23 protein-coding genes are annotated in these 25847 nt (G+C 65.2%); 13 read left to right on the top strand and 10 right to left on the bottom strand.

Annotation, left to right across the window (positions count from 1 at the left end):
* The first annotated feature begins 64 nt into the window (after positions 1-64).
* Positions 65-931 carry a helix-turn-helix domain-containing protein gene (locus tag AB4Y40_RS36585; protein ID WP_368692009.1) on the top strand — a complete coding sequence of 289 codons (867 nt, stop codon included), beginning with the start codon at positions 65-67 and terminating at the stop codon, positions 929-931.
* 44 nt (positions 932-975) lie between these two features.
* Here AB4Y40_RS36585 and AB4Y40_RS36580 read toward each other — a convergent pair whose 3' ends face one another.
* The 5 genes from AB4Y40_RS36580 to AB4Y40_RS36560 all read right to left on the bottom strand — a co-directional run bounded on the left by AB4Y40_RS36580 (position 976) and on the right by AB4Y40_RS36560 (position 5525).
* Positions 976-1959: an MDR family oxidoreductase gene (locus AB4Y40_RS36580; RefSeq protein WP_368692008.1), complete on the bottom strand. Its 984-nt coding sequence runs from the start codon at positions 1957-1959 to the stop codon at positions 976-978.
* A gap of 47 nt (positions 1960-2006) precedes the next feature.
* Positions 2007-2642: a TetR family transcriptional regulator C-terminal domain-containing protein gene (locus tag AB4Y40_RS36575; protein ID WP_368692007.1), complete on the bottom strand. Its 636-nt coding sequence runs from the start codon at positions 2640-2642 to the stop codon at positions 2007-2009.
* Between the two features lie 58 nt (positions 2643-2700).
* Complete coding sequence (locus AB4Y40_RS36570) at positions 2701-3714, bottom strand: SLAC1 anion channel family protein (RefSeq protein ID WP_368692006.1); 1014 nt, start codon at positions 3712-3714, stop codon at positions 2701-2703.
* 119 nt (positions 3715-3833) lie between these two features.
* On the bottom strand, positions 3834-4421 hold the full coding sequence (locus AB4Y40_RS36565) for a flavin reductase family protein (protein WP_368692005.1): 588 nt from the start codon (positions 4419-4421) through the stop codon (positions 3834-3836).
* Between the two features lie 75 nt (positions 4422-4496).
* Positions 4497-5525: a LacI family DNA-binding transcriptional regulator gene (locus AB4Y40_RS36560; RefSeq protein WP_368692004.1), complete on the bottom strand. Its 1029-nt coding sequence runs from the start codon at positions 5523-5525 to the stop codon at positions 4497-4499.
* A 138-nt stretch (positions 5526-5663) separates the two neighbouring features.
* Here AB4Y40_RS36560 and AB4Y40_RS36555 point away from each other — a divergent pair, with 138 nt between their 5' ends.
* Both AB4Y40_RS36555 and AB4Y40_RS36550 read left to right on the top strand, forming a co-directional pair.
* Positions 5664-6707 (top strand): sugar ABC transporter substrate-binding protein, encoded by a 1044-nt coding sequence (locus AB4Y40_RS36555; protein WP_368692003.1) that lies wholly within the window; start codon positions 5664-5666, stop codon positions 6705-6707.
* Positions 6708-6748: 41 nt separating this feature from the next.
* The gene (locus AB4Y40_RS36550) at positions 6749-7747 is read left to right on the top strand and encodes a fatty acid desaturase (protein ID WP_368692002.1); all 999 of its coding nucleotides are present in this window, start codon (positions 6749-6751) and stop codon (positions 7745-7747) included.
* Between the two features lie 36 nt (positions 7748-7783).
* Here the strand turns inward: AB4Y40_RS36550 and AB4Y40_RS36545 are convergent, their stop codons facing one another.
* Positions 7784-8734, bottom strand: a complete 951-nt coding sequence (locus tag AB4Y40_RS36545) for a DMT family transporter (RefSeq protein WP_368692001.1) — start codon at positions 8732-8734, stop codon at positions 7784-7786.
* Between the two features lie 116 nt (positions 8735-8850).
* Here AB4Y40_RS36545 and AB4Y40_RS36540 point away from each other — a divergent pair, with 116 nt between their 5' ends.
* Together AB4Y40_RS36540 and AB4Y40_RS36535 are read left to right on the top strand one after the other, a co-directional pair.
* Positions 8851-9657, top strand: coding sequence for a helix-turn-helix domain-containing protein (locus AB4Y40_RS36540; protein ID WP_368692000.1), 807 nt, complete (start codon positions 8851-8853; stop codon positions 9655-9657).
* A gap of 87 nt (positions 9658-9744) precedes the next feature.
* Positions 9745-9963 carry a hypothetical protein gene (locus tag AB4Y40_RS36535; RefSeq protein WP_028207581.1) on the top strand — a complete coding sequence of 73 codons (219 nt, stop codon included), beginning with the start codon at positions 9745-9747 and terminating at the stop codon, positions 9961-9963.
* A gap of 92 nt (positions 9964-10055) precedes the next feature.
* Here the strand turns inward: AB4Y40_RS36535 and AB4Y40_RS36530 are convergent, their stop codons facing one another.
* The 4 genes from AB4Y40_RS36530 to AB4Y40_RS36515 all read right to left on the bottom strand — a co-directional run bounded on the left by AB4Y40_RS36530 (position 10056) and on the right by AB4Y40_RS36515 (position 15250).
* Complete coding sequence (locus AB4Y40_RS36530; RefSeq protein WP_368692064.1) at positions 10056-11249, bottom strand: porin; 1194 nt, start codon at positions 11247-11249, stop codon at positions 10056-10058.
* Positions 11250-11378: 129 nt separating this feature from the next.
* Positions 11379-12650 carry a c-type cytochrome gene (locus AB4Y40_RS36525; RefSeq protein ID WP_368692063.1) on the bottom strand — a complete coding sequence of 424 codons (1272 nt, stop codon included), beginning with the start codon at positions 12648-12650 and terminating at the stop codon, positions 11379-11381.
* 74 nt (positions 12651-12724) lie between these two features.
* Entirely contained in the window at positions 12725-14500 is a 1776-nt protein-coding gene (locus AB4Y40_RS36520; RefSeq protein ID WP_368691999.1) for a GMC family oxidoreductase, read from the bottom strand.
* The gene (locus AB4Y40_RS36515) at positions 14501-15250 is read right to left on the bottom strand and encodes a gluconate 2-dehydrogenase subunit 3 family protein (RefSeq protein WP_368691998.1); all 750 of its coding nucleotides are present in this window, start codon (positions 15248-15250) and stop codon (positions 14501-14503) included.
* A gap of 314 nt (positions 15251-15564) precedes the next feature.
* Between AB4Y40_RS36515 and AB4Y40_RS36510 the strand changes: the two genes are divergently transcribed.
* From AB4Y40_RS36510 to AB4Y40_RS36475, 8 genes are all read left to right on the top strand, one after another.
* A complete protein-coding gene (locus tag AB4Y40_RS36510; protein ID WP_368691997.1) occupies positions 15565-16512 on the top strand; it encodes a dihydrodipicolinate synthase family protein in 948 nt (315 codons plus the stop codon).
* 30 nt (positions 16513-16542) lie between these two features.
* On the top strand, positions 16543-18123 hold the full coding sequence (locus AB4Y40_RS36505) for an aldehyde dehydrogenase (NADP(+)) (protein WP_368691996.1): 1581 nt from the start codon (positions 16543-16545) through the stop codon (positions 18121-18123).
* Positions 18124-18400: 277 nt separating this feature from the next.
* Positions 18401-19501: an ABC transporter substrate-binding protein gene (locus tag AB4Y40_RS36500; RefSeq protein WP_368692062.1), complete on the top strand. Its 1101-nt coding sequence runs from the start codon at positions 18401-18403 to the stop codon at positions 19499-19501.
* Between the two features lie 109 nt (positions 19502-19610).
* Entirely contained in the window at positions 19611-20702 is a 1092-nt protein-coding gene (locus AB4Y40_RS36495; RefSeq protein ID WP_368691995.1) for an ABC transporter ATP-binding protein, read from the top strand.
* Entirely contained in the window at positions 20699-21580 is an 882-nt protein-coding gene (locus AB4Y40_RS36490) for an ABC transporter permease (protein ID WP_368691994.1), read from the top strand. The genes AB4Y40_RS36495 and AB4Y40_RS36490 overlap by 4 nt, the downstream gene beginning before the upstream one ends.
* Positions 21580-22506 carry an ABC transporter permease gene (locus AB4Y40_RS36485; protein WP_368691993.1) on the top strand — a complete coding sequence of 309 codons (927 nt, stop codon included), beginning with the start codon at positions 21580-21582 and terminating at the stop codon, positions 22504-22506. Before AB4Y40_RS36490 ends, AB4Y40_RS36485 begins: the two co-directional genes overlap by 1 nt.
* Positions 22507-22550: 44 nt before the next feature.
* Positions 22551-24302: an L-arabinonate dehydratase gene (gene araD / locus AB4Y40_RS36480; protein WP_368691992.1), complete on the top strand. Its 1752-nt coding sequence runs from the start codon at positions 22551-22553 to the stop codon at positions 24300-24302.
* Between the two features lie 118 nt (positions 24303-24420).
* A complete protein-coding gene (locus AB4Y40_RS36475; RefSeq protein WP_368691991.1) occupies positions 24421-25620 on the top strand; it encodes a porin in 1200 nt (399 codons plus the stop codon).
* Positions 25621-25847: the final 227 nt, after the last annotated feature.

Raw genomic sequence — 25847 nt, 5'->3', positions numbered from 1 at the left:
CCAGTAAACTGGCCGCAAACATCGCACGAATTCCCGCACGGCTTGAGCGTCGAAAAGGATTGCCATGAGCGCACTGACTGCAGATTCGAACCGGCACGCTGGAACGAGCGTCATCCTGCGTTCGAGCGCCGGATTGGGCTGGCAGGGCGGTGGCGCCGAACTGCTGCGTGTGAGCGCGGGGCAGCATCGCTTTCCCGCGATGGGGTATCACCGCATCGGCATTCATGTCGGCACGCCGGTGCGTGCGCGATGCGCGTGCGACGGCCGCCGTCAAGCGCGGCTTCAGGCGCACGGCGATGCGGATGTGGTGCCCGCCGGGGTCGAAGGCGAATGGACCGATGACGCGGACTGCACGATTCTGCGCGTGTGGTTCGACGACCGCTTCGTGCGATCGATTGCGGAACAGATGGAGAACCCGCAGGGCAAGCGCGAGATCCGGCCGTCTCTCCAGTTGCGCGACCCGCGCATCAATTCGCTGGCGGGCGCGCTGCTGGCCGAGATCGATGCGGGAACGGCTTGCGACCCGCTATTCGCCGAGAGCATTTCCACGGCAATGGTCGTACGGCTGCTCGGCGGCACGGGCGCATCAGAAGGCCGGGGCGCAGCCGTGCTTGCGGCACCCAAGGCGGCACGCGTGACCGACTACATCGAGAGCCATCTCGATCAACGCCTCACGCTCGGCGAACTCGCCGCGCTCGCCGACCTGAGCGTGCCGCATTTCAAGGCCCTGTTTCGCGAAACGCTGGGCATGCCGGTGCATCAATATGTCGTGCGGCGGCGTGTCGAACGCGCGCGGGCGCTGCTCATCGAAGGCAAGCTCAGCCTGAGCCAGGTGGCGCTCGAAGCGGGGTTCGCGCATCAAAGCCATATGGCGCACTGGATGACGCGGCTTCTCGGCGTCACGCCGCGCGCGTTCGCGAAGGGTTCGTGAACGCGGCGAAATCGTGAAGCGTTGAATCGCCGCGGCTGCGCACGTTACCGGTTGACGTCCACCACGAGCCGTCCGCGCACATGCCCGGCGAGCAGATCGCTCGCGGCCGCAATGGCCTCGGCCAGGCCGATCTCTCGCGTAATCGTGTCGAGCTGCTTCAGATCGAGCGTCTCTCCCAACGCGTGCCAGGCCTGCTGCCGATGCGCGAATGGACGCGTGACGCTATTGATGCCGAGGAGGCTCACGCCGCGCAGAATGAATGGCGCGACCGTCGCGGGAAGATCCATGCCTTGTGCGAGGCCACAGGCAGCCACCGCTCCATCCGCACGCAGGCTCGCGCAGACATTGGCCAACGTGTGACCGCCAACCGAATCGATCGCGGCTGCCCAGCGTTCTTTTTGCAGCGGGCGGCCCGGCTCCGATAGCGAGGCGCGGTCGATGACTTCGACGGCGCCGAGCTGCTTCAGATACCCGGCCTCTTGCAGCCTGCCGGTCGACGCCACGACGCGATAGCCTCGGCGCGTGAGCAGTGCGATGGCAAAGCTGCCCACGCCGCCGCTCGCGCCCGTGACGAGCACGTCGCCGTGCGCGGGCGTGATGCCGTGCCGTTCCAGCGCGAGAATACAGAGCATGGCCGTGTATCCGGCCGTGCCGACGGCCATCGTTTGCCGCGGCGTGAAGCCCGCCGGCAGCGGAATGAGCCAGTCGCCCTTGACGCGCGCCTTCTGCGCCAGGCCACCCCAATGTTGTTCGCCAACGCCCCAGCCGTTGAGCACGACCGCGTCGCCCGCCGCGTAGGCAGGGTTCGCGCTTTGCGCGACCGTCCCCGCGAAATCGATACCGGGAACCATTGGAAAGCTGCGCACGACCGGGCCTTTGCCCGTGATTGCGAGGCCGTCCTTGTAGTTCAGCGTGCTGTAGCCGACGTCGACGAGCACGTCGCCTTCCGGCAGGCGCGCGTCGTCGAGTTCGGTAATGCGTGCTTCATACGATCCGGATTCCTTATCAACGAGAATGGCCTTGAACATGATGGATCTTGCTCCTGAAACAGTAAACGGCTGGCGTTGCCACGGGCTCACGCGCGCGGCAACCCCGCGATGAAACCTCTAAAAAATGTATCGAGTGGAGCCGCGCTGCGCACGAGTCTGGCGCGCAGCACGGCGCCTTCCCAGCCTATCCAGAAGAAAGCGGCCAGCGACGCAAGGTCGATCCGCTTTGCGAGTACGCCTTCGCGCTGGGCCTCGTGCAGGCAGGCCACGATGCGCGCTTGCCAGCCCTGCAGAATGCGTTCGAGCGTGTCGCGGAAGTCGTCGGGCAGGATGTCCACTTCTACGCCGAGGTTGCCTACGAGGCAGCCGCGTGTATAGCGGTGGCGGGCCATGCCTTTGCTGGCGTCGTCGACGAAGGCGCCGAGCCGCTCCAGGGCAGGGCGCGTGTCGTCCTGCAGCCAACGGTCGAGCTTCGCACAGAAGTATGCGTCGTACGCGGTCATCAACTCGCGCCCGAAGGCTTCCTTGCTGTCGAAGTAGTGATAGAACGAGCCCTTGGGAATGTTCACCCGCTTGAGCAGGGCATCCAGCCCCGTGGCCGCGAAGCTCTGTTCGGTCAGCATTTCCATGCCGGCGCGAAGCAGTGTTTCGCGTGTGTCGGCGTGCGCGCGCGGGTCTTTCGGCGGTCTGCCGCGGCGCGGTTTGGCGATGGTCGGTTCCATCTCGCCGATATTAGACCGATCGTCTATAAAATTCAAGCGCGCCGTTGTGTTCGGGTTGCTAGTGGGCCAGCGCTTCCAGTTCTCCTCGCAGCACGCCCCACAACGTGCGGGCGGCCAGCAGGAGCAGCAGCGGCGTGACCGTCGCGAGCAGAAAGATCGCGATGCCATGCGTGACGGGGCCCGGCGCATGATCGGCGTAACGCTCGGCGCAACTCACCGAGCCCGCGAGCGGAAAGCTCACGGCCCACCACGAGAGCCGGAAAGGGCAGGTGATCGCGAGATAGCGCAACCGGCCGACGAGCACCGTGAGCAGGAACAGCGTGAGCATGTAGAGCGCGTCGGCGAAGCGGTCCACTTCGCCCGTCACGGTCACATAGGCCGAGAAGCCCACGGCGAACGGCGCGAGCAGAATGAGGAGCGTCGGCTGCAGATTGTTGGCCATGGGCTCCTCGAACATGAGACGCGAAAAAATCAGCGTGAAGAGCGGCACGGCGAAAAAGAGCCCCACGGCGAGCGCGAGCATCAGGACGCCATCTATGCCCGTGATCTGGATGGCGGGCGTGGCGAGCGGGATGTCGATGAGCCCGACGACGGGCACGATCCACGCGGGCGTGGCGTGGGACGGCTGCTGACGCTGACTGAGCCAGCGCATGATGACGAACCACGCAAACACGATCATGCCGATCGTGCCGACGATCCACATCGCGCGCGCGAACGGCACGCTCACGTCGGCAAGCGGGATGGGCAGCAGAAGCAGGCTGATGAACAGGGTCCCGAAGAGATTGCCCGCGATGGGATGATTGAATTCGGCTTTCACGGCATCGGGTCCGGTGACCCATTTCACGGCGTAGCCGAAACCGATCATCAGGAACGCCAGCACGGCGAGCACGCCGATCAACTGGGCGATCCACAGCGGCATGCCGTACATGCGGTGCGCAAGCCGCCACGCCGACGAGAGCCCGGCAAGCCCCATGACCGAGCCGAACAGCGCTACGGGCAGGTAACCGAGTCGTCCGGCTTGCGCGGCCGCCTTGGGGCTGCCAAATGAGGCCGGCGTATCGAGATCGCTCATGCGTGGCTCCTGGCCGTTTGAAAACGCGCTGCTGGATGTTTTCAAATATATGCAATGCGAAATATTCGTGGCGACTTCACGCCACACGCGATCATAGCGGCCTGATCGCGTCGGCGCGCTTACGCGAGTTCGCGCGCCTTGATCGTGTCGCTGGCGCGCACGAAATTGCCGGCGCCCAGATGGTGAATCGTGTGCAGATCTGCGTTGCTGCTGTCGAGTTCCCAGTGGCCATTGCGGAAGGCGCGCGGGTCGGCCGCGGCGGCGATCACTTCGGCGAAGCACGTATCGTAGGCGTCTTCGGTGTGCCGTTCGGGAATCAGGCGGCATTCCATCCACGCGGAGCAACCTGCTTCGAGCAGGGGCAAGCCGAGCGTCGGGCCCGTAATGGCGGCGATCTCGAAGCGCTGGAACTTGTCGGTCTCGCGGCCGCTCACGTTGCCCACGGCGTAGGTCAGATCGATTGCGGCGGCGCCCGGAATGATCACGCCGAACGTGCCGCTCGCGTCGATGAGTTCGCGCGTGAACGTTCGCTTGTCGATCACGATGGCGATGCACGGCGGCGTGAATTCCACGGGCATCGACCACGCGGCCGCCATGATGTTGCGGCGCTCGCCGTCGCTGCTGGTGACGAGCACCGTGGGGCCGTGATTGATGAGGCGGCTCGCGTGTTCGAGCGCCACGGGCGTGAAAGTGGAGAGGGTTCGCATCGGGTGCTGGAATCGCTGTGGGTCGGAACCCGAGCGACTTTACCTCAGAAAGCGCAGGCGTGCGGCGAGACGCCATCACGCTGGCGGCAAATTCGCCTGCAGATAAATCGACATCGGCGTTTGCAACGGCAGGCTCGCGGCTGCGCCGCGGTTGTAGTGGGCGAGGATCACCTCCACGGCGCGCACGGCTTCGACGAATGGGCTTTGGTCCAGCACGGCGTCCATCACGCCTTCGGCGAGCAGCGAGCGGCTGATCGCGGTGAGTTCGTGGCCGATCAGGACGGTTGCGTGCTCACGCTTGAGCGCCTTCAGCGCGCGCACAATGCCTTCGTCGCCCACCGAAAGGTTGTAGATGCCGCGTAATGCCGGGTACTTTTTAAAGGCGTCGCGCGTGAGGCGTTCGGTCGAGGCGGCGTCTTCGCGGCTTTCCACCGTGGCCACGACTTCGCAGGCCGGAAAGCGGCTGCGCAGCACCGAGCGGAATGCGCCGTCGCGCTCCTCGTGGCCGAGGTAGGTGCGCAGGCCCGCGATGACCATGACCTGGCCGCCCGCATCGCCCAGAAAGCGGCCCATCAGTTCGCCCGCCGTGCGCCCCGCGCAGCGGTTGTCGATACCGACGTAAGCGAGGCGGCCCGTGTCGGGCAGATCGCTCGCAATCGTGACGAGCGGCATCTTGCGCGCCACGCGCGAGAGCGCGTCCACCACCACGGGATGCTCGTACGCCACGACGATCATGGCGTCCGCTTTCTGCGCGGCGCGCTCGATTACGCGCGCGAGCGACTTCGGTTCGAGGTCGTCGAAGAACGTGAGCTGACACATCACGCGGTAGGTTTCGAATGACTTCTGCGCCAGTTCGAAGCCGTGACGCAAGGCGATGTAGTAGGGCGAATCGGGCTTCTGCGTGACGATGGCGATGCGCAGCCAGCGCACGGACACTTCGTCGAGCGCCCGATCCATCTTGAGCTTGCGCGCCCATTCGAGTACGCGCGCTTCCTTGTCGCGCGCCACGCCGCCTCGCCCGTTCAACACACGCTCGACCGTGGAATAGCTCACGCCCGAGGCCTTCGCGACGTCTTCCATCGTGGGTTTGCGTCTCGTGCTCATGCGTGCTTTCCGTGCTTTTCATTAGAGGATTCGTTTTGAGGATTTCTCCTCAAGAATCCGTTTGAGAGCGGAAATTCATTCAACTACATTCTAAGCGTCCTGCACGGGCATCGACACTACAAAACTGGAGACATCCCCATGAACATGACGAGATTTCGCGTGGGCCGCGTGTGCGCGGCCGCGCTCGCGGCAGTGGCGCTCAGTAGCGGATTCGTGGTGCATACGGCGCGCGCCGAAGAGCGCTTCGTGATGGTGAGCCATGGCTCGGATTCGAACGTGTGGTGGAACACCGTGAAAAACGGCATGCGCGATGCGAGCGAAGATTTCGGCGTGCCCGTCGATTACCGCAATCCGCCCACGGGCGACACCGGCGACATGGTGCGCATTCTCGAGCAGGCCTCGGCGCGCAATTACGCGGGCGTCATCACCACCGTGCCGAATCTGGAGATGATCCAGACGGGGCTGGCAGGCGTGAAAGCCAAGCACATTCCGCTCATCACGATCAATGGCGGCCCGGAGGCGGGCATGAAGCTCGGCGCGATCCTGCACATCGGTCAGCCCGAATACGAAGCCGGCAAGGCCGCGGGCGAGCGTGCGAAAGCGGCCGGCATTCACGACTTTCTCTGCGTGAATCACGGCGCGGACATCCAGGCGCTGTGGGACCGCTGCAAGGGCTTTGCGGACGCCATCGGCGCCGACTACAAGAAGTCCACGCTGGATAGCGGCGAAGACCCGACCGTCATCGAAAGCAAGGTGGCCGCCTTTCTGCGTTCGCATCCCAACACCCAGGCGATTCTCGCGCTCGGCCCCGATCAGGCCATGGGCGTGCTGCGCGGCGTGAACGACGCGGGCAAGGCCGGCAAGCTCTATGTCGCGACGTTCGATCTTTCGCCGGACATCCTCAAGGCGATTCAGGCCGGGCAGATCCAGTTCGCCATTGATCAGCAGCCCTGTCTTCAGGGCTACCTCTCGGTGGCGGCCATGGCGATCGCGGTGCGCGACAAGACCCATGACGCGGCCCATATCGTCGCCGCGCTCAAGGACGAGAGGAAAGTCGCGGCGCGTCTCGCGAAGTACGACCTCAAGCCCGTTTATACCGGTTCGACGGTGAGTTCCGGCCCGAGCTTCGTCACGCGCGACAACCTCGCGCCCGTGCAGAAGTACGCGGGTTCGTACCGGTGAAGGCAGGCATGGAAGAGACCCTCTCGCGCGGAGCACGGCCAATGAACATCGACATGAATGCGTGGTACCGGGTCGAAATCGACCGCAAGCGCCTCAAGGCGTTCTCCACTCGCACCGACGCGCGCGGGCTGCTTCAGGTGGGCGGTTTCCTCGCGCTCGTCGCGGCGACCGGCGTGCTCGCGTGGCACTCGCTCGGCACGGCGTGGGCGATTCCGGCCTTCTTGCTGTACGGCACGGTGTTCGCGTTCAGCGAGGCCGCGGCGCACGAACTCGGGCACGGGACCGCGTTCAAGACGCGCTGGATGAACGAAGCCGCTTACTGGATCATCTGCTTCATGTCGTGGCGCGAGCAGGTGTACAGCCGCTGGCTGCATGCGCGGCACCACACCTTCACGCATCTGACCGCCGAGCCATATAAGGATCCCGAACTGGCGTTCAAGCGGCCGCTCAGCTACGTGAAGCTCGTGACGGACTTCTTGCGCATTTCGCATGGCATCCAGTTTCTTGGCGCGATCGTGCTGCACAGTTTCGGCATCGTCACGCAGGGCGCGAAGGAGGTGGTGCCGGAGGCCGAGTACCGCAAGATGTGCGCGAATTCACGCGTGCTGCTCGCGTGCTACGTGGCCGTGTTCGCCTGGGCGATCGTCGCGCATAGCTGGCTGCCGATCCTGTTCCTGTTCGTCTCGCGCGCCTATGGCACCTGGCTGCACGAACTCTGCGCGCTCACGCAGCACACGGGGCTCAAGGAGAATGTGCTCGATCACCGCGTGTCGAGCCGTACGGTGATGCTCAATCCCGTGGTGCGCTTTCTCTACTGGAACATGAACTATCACATCGAGCATCACATGTTTCCGAGCGTGCCGTTTCATGCGCTGCCCGGTTTTCATAACGCCGTGGCCTCGCAAATGCCGAAGCCTTATGCGGGATTGTGGCCCGCGTGGTGCGAGATTCTTGCGATTTTCGCGCGCCAGCAGCGCGATCCCGAGTATGTGGTCGTGCGCGAACTGCCGGTAGGCAAACGTGGTGATGCGGTGGCCTAGCCGCGCAGGACCGCAAACACGCGGAGGGAGATCGAATCAGGAAACCCGAGCGCCGTTCGCGTTGGCGGCGCGGCGGCCGAAAGCCTGGCGGACCCAGCTTTGCGCGTTCACCACCAGCAGGCCGAGCAGCACGAGCGCCGAGCCAATCAGGAACGCGGGCTCCACGCGCTCGCGCAGCAGCGCGACGCCGAACGCCACACCGAACAGCGGCGTCATGAACGACAGGATGCCGAGGCGCGCGGCCAGATAGCGGCGCAGCAACCAGAACCACACGAGATAGCTCACGAACGAAACAAGCAGGGTCTGGAATGCGAGGGAGGCCAGCGCGAGCGGCGTGCCGTGAAAGTGCGCCTGGCCGGTCAGGAACGCGAACGGCACCAGCACGACGAAAGCGCCCGCCAGTTGGTAAAAGAGCGTTTGCGTGGCGGGCGCCTCGCTCAGGCGGCTCGTCCGCACGACAACGGTGGTGAGCCCCCATGCCGCGCCCGCGCAAAGGCCCATGAAGTCGCCGAGCAGCCACAACGGCGAGCCCGGTATGTCGGCGCCCAGCAGCGCGGGGCCGAGGAACGTGATGGCGATGCCCGTGAAGGCGATCGCAATGCCGCCCCATTGCAGCCGCGCGAGGCGTTCGTCGGGCAGGCGCAGATGCAGCCCGATGGCCGCGAACATCGGCGCGGTATAGAGAAACACGGCCATGTGCGAGGCGTTGGTCCAGCGCAGGCCCATGGCGACAAACACGAATTCGAGCGCGAACAGGCCGCCCGTGACGAGCCCCGCGCCGCGCGCCACGCCCGGCAGCCAGCGCTCGCGCGAAACGAGCCGGTTGAAGAGCCACACAAGTGCCGCCGCCACGCCCGAACGCAGCCCGATCTGCAGCATGGGCGGGATGTCCCCGGCCACCGCCTTGATCGCGACCTGTTGCAGACCCCATGCGAGGCAGAGCGCCAGCATGATGGCCACGGCCGTTGCGTCGACTTGCTTTCTCATTGCGGGCTCACTGATTTGAAGGATTCGGCTGAAGTTTGGTGGCAGTGGGCGTAGTATTGATGCGACGGGATGCGCGCATATAGCGCAAAACTGACAATCGATAGCCCCAGACCGCCATGCCCAAAACACCTGTCCGTGCTCGCCCGGCGCGCTATCTGCGCCTGCCGCCCTTCACCGACGTGCTGCCCACGCCCGTGTTTTTCCGCATGGAGCACATGCCTTCGCACGCCACCTATCCGCAGATGTGCCACCCGTGGGGCGAGTTCGTCTACGCGTTCAGCGGCACGACCGAAGTGAAGGCGGGGGACGAGCACTACATCACGCCGCCGCATCTCGGGCTCTGGATCGCGCCGGGCACCGAGCACGTGGGCTTCAACGAGCAGGAGACCGTGCATTGCTCGGTCTACATCAGCCGCGACCTGTGCACGCGCATGCCGGCAACGAGCTGCGCGGTGATGGTGTCGCCGCTCGTGCGCGCGATTCTCGAGCATCTGCGCGTGACGCCGGCCCAGGAGGAGGGCGAAGCGCAGCGCGCGCGTCTGTTGCGCGTGCTCGTGGATCAGCTGTCGACCTGCGCGACCACGGGCAGCTTCGTGCCGCACACCGAAGACGCCGATCTCAATGCGATCCTCCAGGTGCTGCGCCAGAATCCCGCCGACAATCGCTCGCTTGCGGAGCTTGCCGATGCATTTCACATGAGCGAGCGCACGCTCATGCGCCGCGCGCAAAACGAGCTGGGCATGTCGTTGACGGAATGGCGCCAGCGCATCCGCCTCGTCAACGCGCTGCCGATGCTGCATGCGGGGCGCAGCGTCGAGGCCGTGGCGCTGGATCTGGGGTACGCCACGTCGTCGGCTTTCATCGCAATGTTCCGACGATTGACGGGCACGAGTCCCGGGCAGTTCGTGGCGCGCACGCGTTGAGCATAGGGTCGCGCGCAACGCTTACCAACCCTCACGAAACCCCACAAAACCCTAAAGATTCCCCGTGCGCGCGCCGTTAGAGCGGGCATGAAAGCCCTACTCACCCAAACCGACGCACGCTTCATCCTGTCGATCGCCCTCGAGCTGGCCGAGAGCCAGGCCGCCGCGGCCGGGGTTCAGCTCGAATCGGCGGCAGGATCGGCGATTACCGACGACGTGATCGTCGCCACACTCTCGCAGTTCGCACCGACCGTGACGATCGACGAGTTTTACGGTCTGCTGGACCGGCCCGAGGTGCTGCACTGAGCGGCGGCGCGGCTGAATAAAGCAAGCGGGTGCTCATGGCGTGAGCACCCGCGATTTCGTTGTGTAAGCAACGAATCAGGCGTTTGCCTTGCCTAGAACTTCTGACGCAAGCCCACGCTCACGATGGCTTGCGACTGCGTGGCCGACGAGTGGCCGTTGCCCTTGTCGGACACCGAAGCGGTTGCCGCGACCGGATTGCCGGCGGCGTCGAGCGTCATGCCCGATGCATGCTGGTAGCCCGCCAGCAGGTACACCGTCGAGCGCGTCGAGAGATCGTAAGTCGCACCCACTGAAACGTTGTGGTACTGCGCATCTTGATCCACGCCTTCCACGGCGCTGCCGCGCGTATAGCTGTAGCCCGCGAACAGATGCGTGCGCGGCTGCACGTTCCACTGCGTGAAGATGCCCGCGATATTGAAGATCGCATTGCCAGCGAACAGCGAATTCGCGCCCGAGCGATATTGCACGTTGCTGTAGTTCACGCCGACCACGGCGGGACCGAAGTCCCACGTCGCGCCCGCGGCCACCACCTGTTGCGATTGCGCGCTCGCATAGCCTTCGTTGATCGACGAGTTGAACGTGCCGTCGTACGTGCCTTGCCACTTGCCGTAGGTGGGATCGTCGAGGCCGGTCTTGCTGTTGTCCGAGCGCTCATACCCCACGCCCATGCGCAGCGGGCCGTTCGTATAGCCCGCGCCCACGCTCCAGGTGTTCTTGCGCTTCATGCTGCCCGCCTGGCCGCCGAAACCGTACAGCGCGCCGAATGTGAAGCCCCCGTAGTTCGCGCTCGTGTACTTGATCGAGTTGTCCACGCGCGTGGTCTGGTCGAGGTCGTCGATGTCGCCCGGATGCGCGCCGAAGCCGCCGATGAAGTTCACGGGCGCGACCGGCCCGACGAAGTCGTCGAGCGAGGTGTACTGGCGGCCCATGGTGAGCGCGCCGTAACGCTGGTCCGAGAGGCCCACGAAGGCCTGACGGCCGAACAGGCGCCCGCTCTGGCCCGAGGTGCCGTTCGTGATGTCGAAGCCGTCTTCGAGCAGGAAGATGGCCGCGAGCCCGTTGCCCAGGTCTTCCTTGCCCTTGATGCCCCAGCGGCTGCCCGAGAGGTTGCCGGTGGAGAGGCCCACGTTCGAATGGCCCGTGTAAGCGCCGGTGGTGCCGGTGCGCTCGTTGCTGCGATACGTGATGCCGGCGTCGGCAATGCCATACAGCGTGACCGAGCCTTGCGCCGATGCGATGCCGGCGAGCGAGAACAGGACTGGTGCGGCGAGCAGGTGTTTTCTCATCATTTGTTGTATCAACGTCTAAAGATCGCCTGTTGAGCGATTTCTGGTTTTGCGCGCACACGCCTGCGGTCTCGCGAACGAGACCGCAGGCATGAAACGCGGGGAGGGAAAAGTGCTGCGCGGGGCGCGTTAGCGCTTGAGCGTTGCGCCAGGCGGCAGCCCCGGCGTGCTCACGGTGATGGTCTTGCGGACCTTCGCGACGTCTGCGGCGCTCACTGGCGCGCCAGTGTTGCCCCAGCTCGCACGCACGAAGGTGGACACGTCGGCCACTTCCTGGTCGGACAGACGCCAGCCGAACGGCGGCATCGTGAACGACGACGGCGCGGATTGCGTGCCTTCGAGCGCGCTGCCTGCTAGCAGCACGTGAATCAGCGAAGTGGGGTCCTTGCCCTGCACGACCGGGTTGCCGCCGAGCGCCGGGAAGACGCGCGTGTAGCCGCGTCCGTCGCTGCGGTGGCAGGCCATGCAGTTGTCGCGATAGACGGCTGCGCCGCGTGCGCTCGCGTCGCCGTTTTGCAGCTTGTGCGCGGCCACGGGATCGTAGGCGTACGCGGTTTCCTTCGGGTCGCTGGAGGGCAGCGTCTTGAGGTAGCGCGCGATGGCGAGCAGGTCCGCGTCGTTCATGTGCTGCATGCTGTGCTGAACCACGTCGGTCATGCCGCCGAAGGCGGCCGTATGCAGATTGCGGCCCGACTTGAGGAACTGCACGATGTCGTCCTCGCTCCAGTTGCCGAGGCCCGTGCGCGGGTTGCCGCGCAGACTGGAGGGGACCCAGCCGTCGATCGGGCCGCCGCCTGCGAGGAAGTCGTCGCCTTCGAGGTCGGTGAGCGCGAGTTCCTGCATCGTGCGTGCGCGCGGCGTGTGGCACGCGCCGCAGTGGCCGAGGCCCTGCACGAGATACGCGCCGCGCGCGACGATCGCATCGTTGTAATGCGAGCCGTCGAACGCCTGCACCTTCGGCGCGAACAGCACGCGCCAGGCGCCGAGCGGCCAGCGCATCGAGAGCGGCCATGGAATGTCAACGGCGCGGTTCTGCGCCTGCACGGGCCCGACGCCATGCATGAAGTACGCGTAGAGCGCCTTCATGTCGTCATCGGAGAGCCGCGCGTACGAGGGATAGGGCATCGCGGGGTAGAGCGTTTCGCCATTCGGTCGCACGCCCTGGCGCACCGCCCTGGCGAAGTCGTCGTAGCTCCACTTGCCGATGCCGCTCCGGGCGTCGGGCGTAATGTTGGTCGAGTAGATCGCGCCGATCGGCGTGTCGAACTTCAGGCCGCCCGCGAAGGGCTTGCCGCCCAGTGTCGTGTGGCAGGCAATGCAGTCGCCGGCGCGGGCGAGGTATTCGCCATGCGCGACGAGCGCGGCGTTCGGTTGCTCAGCCGCGTGCGCCGAAAATGCCATGAAAGCCGCATACGTAAAAGTTGCGCGCGCAACGTTCGCGCACATCAAAAAAATATTCTTCTTCATGCGGCTCCTCACACGCTCACCAGGGGGCCGGGGTTCTTCAGATACTGGTTGCGAATGGCTTTCGCACTCCAGTAGGCGAGGGCGGCGACGAGGCCGGTCGGGTTGTACCCGATCCCCTGCGGGAACGCGGAGGCGCCCATCACGAACACATTGGGCACATCCCAGCTCTGCAGATAGCGGTTGATGACACTGGTGTTCGGATCGGTGCCCATCACGGCACCGCCCACGAGGTGAGTGGTCTGATAGCGGCGCGAGTCGAAGTGCACGCCGAATTCGCGCGTGTAGACGTTGATGGCCTTCGGGCCCATCGCCTCGGCGATCTTCTGCATCTGGCCCGTCACGTACTGCGCCATCTTGATGTCGTTGTCCTTCCAGTCGAAGGTCATGCGCAGGAGCGGCTGGCCGTACGAATCGCGATAGGTCGGATCGAGGTCGAGGTACACGTCGCGGTACGACATGTTGGAGCCGTGCGCGTCCATCGAAATGGTGTGCGCGTAGTGGTCCTTCACGGCCTTCTTCCACCCGGCGCCCCAGTTCGGCGTGCCCGCGGGCGTGGCGATGCCGCTGATCGGCTTCACCCCCGCCTGGTTCACCCAGAGCGGCGAGCCGCCCACGAACCCGAGCGGCCCGTGGTCGAAGTTGTCGGCGTTGAAGTCGTCCACGGCCACGCCGTTGCCGCCCGCGCCGATGAACGGATTCGTCCACGTGTCCTTGTCGAAGAACGCCGTGATGGTCGAGAGGTTCTGGTACGCGAAGTTGCGGCCCACCACGCCTTCGCCCGACACCGGGTCATAGGGCTTGCCGATGCCCGAGAGCAGCAGCAGGTGCACGTTGTGATACTGGAACGCCGAGACGATCACGAGGTCCGCAGGCTGGAACACTTCCTGGCCTGCCGGATCGATATACGTCACGCCCGTGGCGCGCTTTTTGGTGTCGTCGAGTTCGACGCGCAGCACGTGGCATTTCGAGCGCAGTTCGAAGTGCTTTTCCTGCTTCAGCGCGGGCAGGATGTTGAGATTCGGCGAAGCCTTCGAGTACATGTAGCACGCGTAACCGCTGCAAAATCCGCAGAAGTTGCACGGGCCCATCTGCACGCCGTAGGGGTTCGTGTAGGGCCCCGACGTGTTCGCCGAAGGCAGGCGGTAGGGATGCAGGCCGAGAGACTTCGACGCGTCGAAGAAGCGCTGCGCCGAATAAGTATTCAGTTGCGCGGGCAACGGGAAATTGTCGCTGCGCGCGGCTTCGAACACATTGCCGTCGCCGACCACGTTGCCCTTCACCTTGTACGCCTGGCCCGAGGTGCCGAACACCTTCTCCGCGAAGTCGAAGTGCGGCTCCAGTTCGTCGTAGGTGACGCCGTAGTCCTGGATCGTCATGCCTGCGGGGATGAACTTCTTGCCGTAGCGCTCTTCGTAGTGGCTCTTCAGGCGCAGCTCTTCGGGCGTGATGCGGAAATGCACGCCCGACCAGTGCAGGCCCGCGCCGCCTACGCCTTCACCGGGCAGAAACGCGGCGAGCTGGCGGTAGGGCAGGGCCGTGTCGTTCACGCCGTGGCGGATCGAGACAGTGGTCTTCGAAAGGTCGAGAAAGAGCTTCTTGCGGATGTTGTACGTGAGCTCGTCGATGGTGTTGGGGTACGCGCCGTCCGGGTAGGTGTCGCGATACTCGCCGCGCTCGAGCGCCACCACCTTCAGACCCGCTTCGGTCAGTTCCTTCGAGAGGATCGCGCCGGTCCAGCCGAAGCCGACCACGACGGCATCGACGTGAGGTTTCTTGATTGCCATTTACGTACGCTCCCCGTTGATCGAGACCGGGCCGTACGGATAGGGCTTGCCGTTCTGGTTCACGAAATCCATGAAGTCGGCGCGGGCGCCGGGGAAGCCGATCATCTTCCACGCGGCCATGTTGCGGTTGCCGCCGTGGATCGGGTCGCAGAAGTAGCCTTCGCGCGTGTTCTGCAGCAACTGGCCGAAGAACACGGAGGCCGGCACGCCGTCCAGTTCGACCTTGCCCGCTTCGAGCGCGGCCAGCACGCTGTCGCGCGTGCTGGCGTCGAGCGCGTCGAAGTCCTTGCCGTAGGCCTTCGTGCAGTACGCGTTCACGGCCTTGATGCCGAGCCGGTAGATGTCGCGCGGCACGAGCTTCAACTGATAGCCGAGTTCGGGCACGCCTTGCTGGAACGGCCCCTGCATGTACCAGAGCGCGCCGTGGGCGTAGGGCGTGTCCATCTGCCGGTCGATGAATTCGGGCACGCCGGTTTCCAGCGCGCCGGGGCCTTCGGAATCGGCGGGAATCAGACGGTCGGTGGCGGCTTCGACGAAGGCCCACTCGCGCGCGTCGAAGAAGCGCGGCTTGTAGGCGACGGCCTGCGCGGCTTCTGGCCTGGCGTTGGGCGCAGAGGCGGCGCTGCCGGCCGCAGTGGTTTCGCTTGACGGCTGCTTGCCGCCCTCGCAGCCCGCCAGCGCGCCGGCGGGCACGAGCACCGCTGCCGTGCGCAGGAACCCGCGGCGTGTCGTGAGAGGAGATTCAGACATTGTGGGATTCTGTATGAGTTCGGCGCGGTGTGGTTCGGCCGTGTCCGCGTAGCCATCCTGTGCGCTGCGCGTGACATCCGCCGCAGCGGCACGGAACGGAACGGAGATGGTAAATGGAACCGGTTCCACGATTGGAGCGCGATTCTACAATATTCCTTTACGGGGCCGGTGCCGGGCGCGCAAGGGCGGGCGGACCGCGGTTGTCATACCCTCCGAACAAACCCTAACAAATGGAACAAGTTGTTTGACAACTACGGTGGGCCGGTGCTACTGTGCACGGTATTGACAACCCTCCATCCCAAGCACGAGGCCTCATGAACGTGTCCCCGATTGTCGAGAGCGAATTCGCCTCGACTGTGATGGCAGTGCCGCCGCTCGCACGCCGCCCCGACTTCTCCCTCGACGTCGAACAGAACCGCAAGCTGATCCGCCATATGGAAGCAGGCGGTATCCGCACGCTGCTGTACGGCGGCAATGCGAACCTGTACCACGTCGCCGTGAGCGAATTCCGTGAGTTGCTTGACATGCTCGCCGACCTGACCGCGCCCGAAACGCGCGTGATCCCGGCCATCGGTCCCGACTACGGCAAGATGCTCGACCAGGCGCGCATCCTCGCGCAAACGCAATACAAGACGGCCATGGTGCTGCCGCTCTCCGGCTTCACCACGCCCGCAGGCGTCGAAGCCGGTCTCGCGCGTATCGCCGACACCGCCGGCATTCCGCTCACGCTCTATATCAAGAGCGAAGACTATGTCGACGTCGACACGCTCGTGCGCCTGATCGACCGCGGCACGCTCATTGCGGTGAAGTACGCCATCGTGCGCAAGGACCCGGCGAACGATCCGTATCTGCGCCGCCTGCTGGAACGCGTGCCGGCCTCGAAGGTCGTCTCGGGCATGGGCGAGCGTCCGGCGCTGGTCCACGTGCGCGACTTCGGTCTGGCTGCCTGGACCACAGGCTCGGGCTGTATCGCTTCGAGCGCCATCATGGCGCTCCTGAAGGCCGCGAAGGAGGGCCGTGCGGAAGAAGCCCAGCGCCTCTACGATGCCTTCATGCCGCTCGAAACGCTGCGCGACAACATCTCGCTCATCCGCGTGCTGCATGACGCCGTGACGCTCTCGGGCATTGCCGACATGGGTCCGATCCTGCCGCTGCTCTCGCAGTCGCCCGCTGAGGCGCTGCCGGCGATCGGCGACGCGGCCAAGGCGCTGCTCGCGTTCGAGCAGAAGCTGGCCGCCTCGGCCCAGACCGCTAACGCGTAAACCTGCAGATAGCAATTGAACGGAGCGAACATGCAGATTACTGGAGCCATGCTGCTCGGCGCGCAAGCGGTGCGCGGCGAGGCGGGCGAGATGCGCGCCTTCGCGCCCGCGCTCGGCAAGGAGATCGAGCCGTCGTTCGGCCTCGGCGGCAAGGCCGAAGTCGCGCGCGCCTGTGAACTCGCGGCGCAGGCGTTCGACGCCTTCCGCGCCGCGCCGCACGAAACGCGTGCGCGCCTGCTCGAAGCGATCGCCGAACGCATTCTCGGTATCGGCGACGCGCTGATCGAGCGCGCGCATCTCGAATCGGCGCTGCCCAAGGCGCGCCTCGAAGGTGAGCGCGGCCGCACGGTCGGCCAGCTGCGTCTTTTCGCATCGCTCGTGCGCGACGGCCGCTGGTGCGGCGCCGTGCTCGACTCGGCGCTGCCCGAGCGCAAGCCGCTGCCGCGCTCGGACCTGCGCGCGCATCGCGTCCCGCTCGGCCCGGTGGCCGTGTTCGGCGCGAGCAACTTCCCGCTGGCGTTTTCGGTGGCGGGCGGCGATACGGCTTCGGCGCTGGCCGCCGGCTGCCCGGTCGTCGTGAAGGCGCACCTGGCGCATCCGGGCACCTCGGAACTCGTGGGCCGCGCGATCCAGCAGGCCGTGGCTGACGTCGGCCTGCCCGAAGGCGTGTTCTCGCTCGTCTTCGGCGGCGGCAACGAAGCGGGCGAAACGCTCGTGGCGCACCCGGCCATCAAGGCCGTGGGCTTCACGGGTTCGCGCCGCGGCGGTCTCGCGCTTTCGCACATCGCGGCCGCGCGCCCCGAGCCGATTCCGGTCTACGCCGAAATGAGCAGCATCAACCCGATGTTCGTGCTGCCCGCGGCGCTGGCCGCACGCAGCGACGCGCTCGCGCAAGGCTTTGTCGATTCGCTCACGCTGGGCGTGGGCCAGTTCTGCACGAACCCGGGCCTCGTGCTCGCGATCGACTCGCCGGAACTCGACCGCTTCGTGAAGGCGGCGAGCGCCGCGCTCACGCAGAAGCCCTCGCAAAGCATGCTGACGGCCGGCATCGCCTCGACGTATGGCGAAGCGGTAGCGGCGCGCAAGCAGCTGCCGGGCATCGAGAATCTGGCCGAAGGCACGAAGACGGACGCGCATTGCGACGCGCTGCCGGTCCTCTTCAAGGCGAGCGCCGAGCAGTTCCTCGCCCAGCACGCGTTGTCGGACGAGATCTTCGGGCCGACTTCGGTTGTCGTGGCGTGCCGCGACGAAGCCGAACTCGCGCGCGTGGCGGAGCACCTCGAAGGCCAGCTCACGGCGACGCTGCACATCGACCGCGACGACTACGCGATCGCCGCGCGCCTGCTGCCGATTCTCGAGCGCAAGGCCGGCCGCATTCTCGCGAACGGCTTCCCGACGGGCGTCGAAGTCTCGTATGCGATGGTTCACGGCGGCCCGTTCCCGGCCACCTCGGACGCGCGCTCGACTTCGGTGGGCGCGATGGCGATCGAGCGCTTCCTGCGTCCGGTCTGCTACCAGGACCTGCCGGCCGAACTTTTGCCGGTCACACTGCAGAACGACAATCCGCTCGCGCTGTGGCGTTTGCGCGACGGGGAACTGGTGAAGCAGTAATCCCGCGAAAGCGGTCGGGAAAGCGCCTGCAGAAGCCTTGCAGGCGCTTTCTCCAGGCGGATTCCGACAAGAGGCCCACAGTAGCCTCACAAAGAGCCTGACGTTGCTTGACAACTTGATGCGTGGTTCGGCATCCTGTGTCCGGCTTTGAAAATTCAAGAATCAACGGGTCGCGTAGAACAAATTCCATAAACAGATGTGAGGAGATGCGATGTTCGATGGACGCTTGAAGGCCAGCGTGCTGGCCGTGTGTGTGGCGGCCGCCGCGGCGCTCGGCATGAGCGCGGCAAAGGCCGATCCCGTTTCCCTGAACATAGTCGACGTGGCCGGCAACCTGCAGCTCACGCAGAAGGCCTCCGAAGCGTTCAAGGCGAAAAACCCGAATCTCGTCTCCAACATCACTTACACCAACGCGCCCGCACCGCAGTTGCCTGGCAAGATCAAGGCCATGCAGGCCGCCGGCCGCGCCGACATCGATCTCGTGCTGACAGGCACCGACGCGCTCGCCGCCGGCATCGAACAGAATCTGTGGATGAAGCTGCTGCCCGACCAGCAGGCCGCGCTGCCGGGCGTGCTCGACAAGTACGCGCCGGGTCCGCGCAAGATGCAGGACCTGGCGCAAGGCTACGGCCTCGAAGTGTCGTACATGCCGGCCGGTCCGCTGATCGAATACAACCCGGCCAAGGTCGCCAGGCCGCCGCAAACGCCGCAGGAACTGCTGGCGTGGTGCAAGGCGAATCCCGGCAAGCTGATCTATGCACGTCCGGCCAACTCGGGTCCGGGCCGCACGTTCCTGATGGGCCTGCCGTACCTGCTCGGCGACAAGAACCCGCAAGACCCGATCAACGGCTGGGACAAGACCTGGGCGTACCTGAAGGAGCTGAACTCGTGCGTGCCGTACTACCCGGGCGGCACCTCGGCGGTGATGAAGGAGCTGGGCGAAGGCACGCGCGACATGACGGTGACCGTGACGGGCTGGGACATCAACCCGCGCGCGCTCGGCATCGTGCCGGCCGACTTCAAGGTGCAGGCATTCAACAACATGACGTGGGTGAACGACGCCCACTACATGGTCGTGCCGAAGGGCGTTTCGAAAGAGAAGCTCGCGGTGCTGCTCAAGCTCATGAACTTCATGCTCGAGCCGCAGCAGCAGGCCATGACCTATGACGACGGCTACTTCTATCCGGGCCCGGCAGTGAAGGATGTCACGCTGCAGATGGCGCCGAAGGAAAGCCAGGACGTGATCGCGAAGTACGGCCGTCCCGAGTACGCGAAGTGGCTCGCGGCCTATCCGCATGTCCAGCCGCTTTCGGCCCAGGCGATGGTCGCGGCGTTCCAGAAATGGGACCGCGAAGTCGGTTCGCAGAAGTCGCAGTAACGAGAGGAAGAATCAGCAATGGACGGACGGTGCTTGCGTACCCCATTCGGTTTGAGCGCCGTCCGCGTTTCATTCGTACGTAGTTGATGATGTTGGTCAGGAACGTGTCATGAAGCATTCTTTCGATCGTCTGCGTCTCGATTCGGTGTGCCGTAGCTTCACCAGCGCAGAGGGGACGCAGCTCGCCGCGCTGCGCGGCCTCGACCTCGAGATTTGCCGCGGCGAGTTCATCGCGCTGCTCGGGCCTTCGGGCTGCGGGAAATCCACCGCGCTCAATTGCATCGCCGGTCTGCAACCGCTCACGAGCGGCAGCATCTGGCTGGACGACCTGCGCATCGACGTGCTGCCGCCCGAGAAGCGCGGCTTCGGCATGGTGTTCCAGAATTACGCGTTGTTCCCGCATATGACGGTGCTGGAAAACGTCGGCTTCGGCCTGAAAATGCAGGGCGTGCCGCGCGAAGAGGCGAAGCGCCGCGCGCGCGAGGCGCTGCAGCTCGTGCAGCTCGTCGGCCATGAAAACAAGCTGCCGGGCCAGCTTTCGGGCGGCCAGCAGCAGCGCGTGGCGATTGCCCGCGCCATCGTCATCGAGCCGCCGCTCGTGCTGATGGACGAGCCGCTCTCGAACCTCGACACCAAGCTGCGCATCGAAATGCGCGCGGAAATCCGCCGCATTCACGGGCAGCTCGAACGCGCCACGATTTACGTGACCCACGATCAGGACGAAGCGCTTTCGATGGCGGACCGCATCGTCGTGATGAGAGAGGGCGTCGTGCAGCAGGTCGCGACGCCGAAGGAAGTGTATAGCCGCCCCTCGAATCTGCACGTTGCGCGCTTCATGGGCTTTCGCAACGTGCTGCCGTTCGCCATTACGGGCGAGCAGGGCGGGCATGTTGCGATGTCGGCGTCGGGCATCACGCTCACTGGCGTGCCGATGGGCGATATTGCTGCCAACAACGGCGGCAACGAAATTTCCGTAGCCATGCGCCCCGAAGATTTCGAGCGCGCCAACGCGGGCGATGCGAACGCCTTCGACGTCGAAGTGGAAATGGTCGAATACGGCGGCCGCGATTCGCTGCTGCTCGCCAACGCGCCGTTCGGCAAGCTGTGGGCGCGCGTGGAAGGCGAATTCGCAGCGGGCGAGCGCGCCACGCTGCGCGTCGCGCCTTCGCACGTGCTGGCCTACGCGGAGCGTGCGTCATGAGCACGCTCATTCCGTCGCTGGTCAAGGCGCCGCGCGATTCGCGCGGCTGGCTCATCACGCCCGCGCTCGGCTTCATCATCGCGATGTTCCTCTACCCGTTCGCCTACGGCCTCGTGCTGTCGTTCAGGCCGATGAACGGCGGCGGCGTGTTCGCGAATTACCTGCAGTTCGTTCACGACCTTTCGCTGTGGCCCACGGTGTTCGTCACGCTCAAGCTGGCGGTGCCCGCGACCATCGTCAACGTCGGGCTCTCGCTGCCGGTGGCCTTCGCGCTGCGCCGCAAGTCGCCGTACCAGAAGCTCGTGACCACGCTGCTCGTCATCCCCGTCACGCTCGGCACGGTGCTGATCGCCGACGGCATGCTCAGCTACTTCGGCCCGAACGGCTGGTTCCCGCAGGCTCTGCACGCACTGCATCTGTATACGAACGAAGAGATCCGGCTCACGCACAACTATTGGGGCGTGCTGATCTCGTTGATCGTTTCGGGTTTCCCGTTCGCGTTTCTGCTCACGCTCTCGTACGTGACCGGCATCGACCCGACGCTCGCGCGTGCGGCGGCCACGCTTGGTGCAGGCCCGTGGCAGCAGTTCCGGCAAATCTATCTGCCGCTGCTCGCGCCCGGTCTCACGATGGCCGCGTGCCTGTCGTTCGTGCAGGCGTATTCGGTGTTCCCTTCCGCCGTGCTGCTCGGCGCGCCCGCGGGTCCCACGCGCGTGATCTCCATTGCGGCAGCGGAGGCGGCGTTCGAGAGCTATGACTACTCGCTCGCCTCGACCATCGCCATCGTGATGGGCTTCGTGCAGTTGATCGTCGTGGCCGCGATGTTGAGCGCCAAGCGCTTCTTCTACTCGGGCCCGGTGAGCGGAGGGAAAGGTTGATGACCGCACATCAACGCAACGCGGCCGGCCTCGGCACGGAAGCGACGACGAGCGAGCAACGTTCCGCACCCGCCGCCAACGTCGAGCAGGCCAGGCCCGCTTCGCGCCTGCCCGATGTGCTCTGGAAAGTGTTCGTCTGGGGCGGCGTGGCGTTCTTCCTGCTCAACGTGGTGCTGCTGATCGCTACCGTGGGCGTGAACTCCATCGCCACGCGCTGGTTCGGCACGCCGCTGCCGCAAGGCTTCACGCTGCACTGGTATGCGCAGGCGTGGCGCGACTTCCAGTTGTCGAGCGTGCTGTGGGTGACGTTCGAAGTGGTCGGCTCGGTCGTGCTGCTCTCCATCGCGCTGGGCGTGCCTGCCGCCTATGCGCTGGCGCGCGCGCAGTTCCCAGGCAAGCGCATTGCCATGCTCGTGTTCCTGCTGCCGCTCATGGTGCCGCCCGTCACGTACGGTATTCCGATGGCCACTGCCATGTACCAGATCGGCCTCGCGGGCACGCTGCCTGGCGTGATCCTCGCGAACCTGGTGCCCGCACTGCCGTTCGTGATCCTCGTGATGACGCCGTTCATCGAGCAGATCGATCCGAACCTCGAGTCTGCCGCGCGCATTTTCGGCGCGAACACGCTGCGCTATTTCCGCTATGTATTGCTGCCGCTCCTCGTGCCGGGGATGCTGGCGGCCGGGCTGCTCGTGCTGGTGCGCACGATCGGCATGTTCGAACTCACTTTCTTTACCGCCGGACCCGACACGCAAACGCTGGTGGTTGCGCTGTACTACGCCGTCTTCTCGACGGGCGTGCGTGCGCCGCAATCCATCGACGCGATGGCCATGATCTACATGGCCATCACGCTTGCGTGGGTGCTGGTCGCCCTGCAATTCGTCAGCCCGACACAGCTCGTGTCGCGCGTGAAGGAACAACGCTAGCGCGAAGCCGGCGGCTTTACTGGAAACACCTGGAGCAACGCAAGATGAGCAAGAAGCGAAAGACCCCCGAAGAACTGCGCAGCCACCGCTGGTATGGCGTGAACGACCTGCGGTCGTTCGGCCATCGCTCGCGCTCCGCGCAGATGGGGTACAGCCGCGAGGAGTACGCGGGCAAACCGGTGATCGCCATCCTCAATACGTGGAGCGAGATCAACCCCTGCCATACGCACTTCAAGCAGCGCGTGGAAGAGGTCAAGCGCGGCATCTGGCAGGCGGGTGGTTTCCCGATCGAGTTGCCGGTGCAGACGCTTTCCGAGCCGTTCCAGAAGCCCACCACGATGCTCTATCGCAACTTCCTCGCCATGGAAGCGGAAGAGACGATCCGTTCGTACCCGGCCGACGGCGTCGTGCTGATGGGCGGCTGCGACAAGACCACGCCGGCGCTGCTGATGGGCGCGATCTCGATGGACCTGCCGACCATCTTCCTGCCGGCGGGCCCGATGCTCAACGGCAACTGGAACGGCGTGACGCTCGGTTCGGGCTCGGACACCTGGAAGTACTGGGCCGACCTGCGCGCGGGCAAGATTACCGACGAGGACTGGAAGGGCGTGGAGGGCGGCATCGCACGCTCGCCGGGCCACTGCATGACGATGGGCACGGCATCGACGATGACGAGTGCCGCGGAAGCGCTGGGCTTCACGCTGCCGGGCTTCGCCTCGATTCCCGCGCCGGACTCGCGCCATGCGCAGATGTCGGCGAAGACGGGCATGCGCATCGTCGAGATGGTGTGGGAAGACCTGAAGCCGTCGGACATCATCACGCGCAAGTCGGTCGACAACGCCGTGACCACGTGTCTCGCGCTGTCGGGCTCGACCAACGCGATCGTCCACATGATCGCGCTGGCGCGCCGCGCCGGTGTCGATCTCACGCTCGCACAGTACGATGAAATCGCGCGCCGCACGCCGGTGCTCGCGAATATCCGCCCGACCGGCAAGTACCTCATGGAGGACTTCTACTACGCCGGCGGCCTGCGCGCGATGCTCAAGGAACTCGGCGAGCTGATCGACGGCACGCAGATGACCGTGAACGGCAAGACGCTCGGCGAGAACATCGCCGACGCCGAGATCTACAGCGAAGAGGTGATCTATCGCCGCGCGAAGCCGCTCATGCCGGATACGGGCCTCGCCGTGCTGCGCGGCAATCTCGCGCCGGACGGCGCCGTGATCAAGCCGGGCGCGGCGGAAAAGCACCTGCACGTGCACACGGGCAAGGCCGTGGTGTTCAAGGACTACAACGACATGGCTGCGCGCATCGACAGCGAAGACCTCGACTGCGACGAGAACAGCGTGATCGTGCTCCAGCACGCGGGACCGGTCGGCGCGCCCGGCATGCCCGAGTGGGGCCAGCTACCGATTCCGCAGAAGATTCTGCAGAAGGGCGTGCGCGACATGTTGCGTATTTCCGACGCTCGCATGAGCGGCACGAGCTATGGCGCGTGCGTGTTGCACGTGGCGCCGGAATCGTTCATCGGCGGTCCGCTCGCGCTCGTGCAGGACGGCGACCTGATCGAGCTGAACGTGCCGGAGCGGCGCCTGAACGTGCTGATTCCGGACGAGGAAATGGCGCGCCGCAAGGCCGCGTGGGTCGCACCGGAAGCGCGCTTCAAGCGCGGCTACGGCGCGATGTACCAGATGCACGTCATGCAGGCCAACAACGGCTGCGAGTTCGACTTCATGCAGCGTGACGGCGCGGGCGGCTCGTGCGCCAGCGCGGGCGGCGAGCCCGAGATTCACTAAGGAGACACGTCGCCAGGGAGCGCTTCAGGGGCGCTGCGCTCCCTGCCGGGCAGGAGGCAATGTAGCAACCAGGGTTTTAACGAGTAGCAAACCACAACGACTAAAGATAGGACGACTGATGAAAAAAACTATCCTCGCTTCCGCGCTTGGACTCGCCGCGCTGGGCGCTCACGCGCAAAGCAGCGTCACGCTGTACGGTATCGTCGATAACGGTATTGGTTATCAAAGCAGTTCCACCTCGCTGGGCAAGACTTCTGGCGGACGTTCGGTCGTCAAGATGGCGCAGGGCATCTGGGCCGGGTCGCGCTTCGGCTTGAAGGGCGGCGAAGATCTGGGCGGCGGCACGCGCGCGATCTTCACCCTCGAAGAAGGCTTCAATTCGGCAACGGGCGCACAGCAGACCACGAACCTGATGTTCAGCCGCCAGGCGTTGGTGGGTGTCACGAACGCGAACTACGGCACGCTGACGGCCGGCCGCCAGTACGCCCCGTACTACACGCTGCTCTCGCCGTACAGCCCGACCACGTGGCTGACCGGCGCATACGGCGCGCACCCGGGCGATATCGATTCGATGGACACCATCTATCGCATCAACAATTCGATGGTCTATACGTCGCCGAACATCGCGGGCCTGACCGTGAGCGGCATGTATGCACTGGGCGGCGTGGCGGGCAGCACCGGCGCAGGCCAGACGTGGAGCCTTGCCGCGCAATATCTGCACGGTCCGGCAGGCATCGCCGTAGGCTTCGAACGCCTCCACAATTCGACGCCTGGCGGCGGCGCGTGGGGTGATAACTCGACGGCGAACAGCGCTGGCGAGCCGGGCGTGTCGGCTCTCACGAACGGCTTCCGGACGACACAGTCGCAGCAGCGCCTGGCGGTGACGGCTGGCTACCAGTTCAGCTCGCAGTGGGACATTTCGGTGGCTTACTCGAACGTCCAGTACATTCCGGGCACGAATTCGTCCTTCCACGACACGCAAATCTGGAACACGGGCGGCGTCGTGCTGCACTACAAGCCGATCACCACGCTCGATCTCGCGGCTGGTTTCGCCTACACGCGCGCGACCAAGGCCAACGGCATCCAGAGCTCGGCTTCGTACGCACAGTACAACCTGTCGCAGTACTACACGCTGTCGAAGCGCACGGGTCTGTACTTCGTCGAGGCGTACCAGCGCGCAGGCGGTCAGACGCTTGGCACGAACGGCGCGGGCAACATCATCAACGCGACTGCCGACATCGGCGATGGCCAGAACAGCGCGCCGTCTTCGTCGCGCAGCCAGGTGGCGGGCGCGATCGGTATCATTCACCGCTTCTAAGCACATATCGAAGTCTTCACGCTCCGAAAGCAGTATGTTCGGCGGTGCCGGGTTGATAACCGGCGCCGCCGTTTTTTTTGCGGGCAGAGGTAGTAGAACAGTAAGCGGCTCGCGGCGGCCGTCGTAGACGGCTGCAGGGATCGGCATCAAAGTGATGTCCATCATTTTCGAAGTGATGGACACCACTTTGTCAGAGCCAACACAGAGTCCCGGCAGCCGTAAAGGTC

The sequence above is a fragment of the Paraburkholderia sp. EG287B genome (assembly GCF_040965595.1).
Taxonomy (GTDB): Bacteria; Pseudomonadota; Gammaproteobacteria; order Burkholderiales; family Burkholderiaceae; genus Paraburkholderia.
The sequence above is the reverse complement of the archived record's forward strand: the minus strand, read 5'-3'. Positions and strand labels throughout refer to the sequence as shown.

Coding starts and splice junctions, on each gene's coding strand:
- AB4Y40_RS36585 (WP_368692009.1), top strand. CDS start 65: ATGAGCGCACTGACTGCAGATTCGAACCGGCACGCTGGAACGAGCGTC.
- AB4Y40_RS36580 (WP_368692008.1), bottom strand. CDS start 1,959: ATGTTCAAGGCCATTCTCGTTGATAAGGAATCCGGATCGTATGAAGCA.
- AB4Y40_RS36575 (WP_368692007.1), bottom strand. CDS start 2,642: ATGGAACCGACCATCGCCAAACCGCGCCGCGGCAGACCGCCGAAAGAC.
- AB4Y40_RS36570 (WP_368692006.1), bottom strand. CDS start 3,714: ATGAGCGATCTCGATACGCCGGCCTCATTTGGCAGCCCCAAGGCGGCC.
- AB4Y40_RS36565 (WP_368692005.1), bottom strand. CDS start 4,421: ATGCGAACCCTCTCCACTTTCACGCCCGTGGCGCTCGAACACGCGAGC.
- AB4Y40_RS36560 (WP_368692004.1), bottom strand. CDS start 5,525: ATGAGCACGAGACGCAAACCCACGATGGAAGACGTCGCGAAGGCCTCG.
- AB4Y40_RS36555 (WP_368692003.1), top strand. CDS start 5,664: ATGAACATGACGAGATTTCGCGTGGGCCGCGTGTGCGCGGCCGCGCTC.
- AB4Y40_RS36550 (WP_368692002.1), top strand. CDS start 6,749: ATGAACATCGACATGAATGCGTGGTACCGGGTCGAAATCGACCGCAAG.
- AB4Y40_RS36545 (WP_368692001.1), bottom strand. CDS start 8,734: ATGAGAAAGCAAGTCGACGCAACGGCCGTGGCCATCATGCTGGCGCTC.
- AB4Y40_RS36540 (WP_368692000.1), top strand. CDS start 8,851: ATGCCCAAAACACCTGTCCGTGCTCGCCCGGCGCGCTATCTGCGCCTG.
- AB4Y40_RS36535 (WP_028207581.1), top strand. CDS start 9,745: ATGAAAGCCCTACTCACCCAAACCGACGCACGCTTCATCCTGTCGATC.
- AB4Y40_RS36530 (WP_368692064.1), bottom strand. CDS start 11,249: ATGAGAAAACACCTGCTCGCCGCACCAGTCCTGTTCTCGCTCGCCGGC.
- AB4Y40_RS36525 (WP_368692063.1), bottom strand. CDS start 12,650: ATGGCATTTTCGGCGCACGCGGCTGAGCAACCGAACGCCGCGCTCGTC.
- AB4Y40_RS36520 (WP_368691999.1), bottom strand. CDS start 14,500: ATGGCAATCAAGAAACCTCACGTCGATGCCGTCGTGGTCGGCTTCGGC.
- AB4Y40_RS36515 (WP_368691998.1), bottom strand. CDS start 15,250: ATGTCTGAATCTCCTCTCACGACACGCCGCGGGTTCCTGCGCACGGCA.
- AB4Y40_RS36510 (WP_368691997.1), top strand. CDS start 15,565: ATGAACGTGTCCCCGATTGTCGAGAGCGAATTCGCCTCGACTGTGATG.
- AB4Y40_RS36505 (WP_368691996.1), top strand. CDS start 16,543: ATGCAGATTACTGGAGCCATGCTGCTCGGCGCGCAAGCGGTGCGCGGC.
- AB4Y40_RS36500 (WP_368692062.1), top strand. CDS start 18,401: ATGAGCGCGGCAAAGGCCGATCCCGTTTCCCTGAACATAGTCGACGTG.
- AB4Y40_RS36495 (WP_368691995.1), top strand. CDS start 19,611: ATGAAGCATTCTTTCGATCGTCTGCGTCTCGATTCGGTGTGCCGTAGC.
- AB4Y40_RS36490 (WP_368691994.1), top strand. CDS start 20,699: ATGAGCACGCTCATTCCGTCGCTGGTCAAGGCGCCGCGCGATTCGCGC.
- AB4Y40_RS36485 (WP_368691993.1), top strand. CDS start 21,580: ATGACCGCACATCAACGCAACGCGGCCGGCCTCGGCACGGAAGCGACG.
- araD (WP_368691992.1), top strand. CDS start 22,551: ATGAGCAAGAAGCGAAAGACCCCCGAAGAACTGCGCAGCCACCGCTGG.
- AB4Y40_RS36475 (WP_368691991.1), top strand. CDS start 24,421: ATGAAAAAAACTATCCTCGCTTCCGCGCTTGGACTCGCCGCGCTGGGC.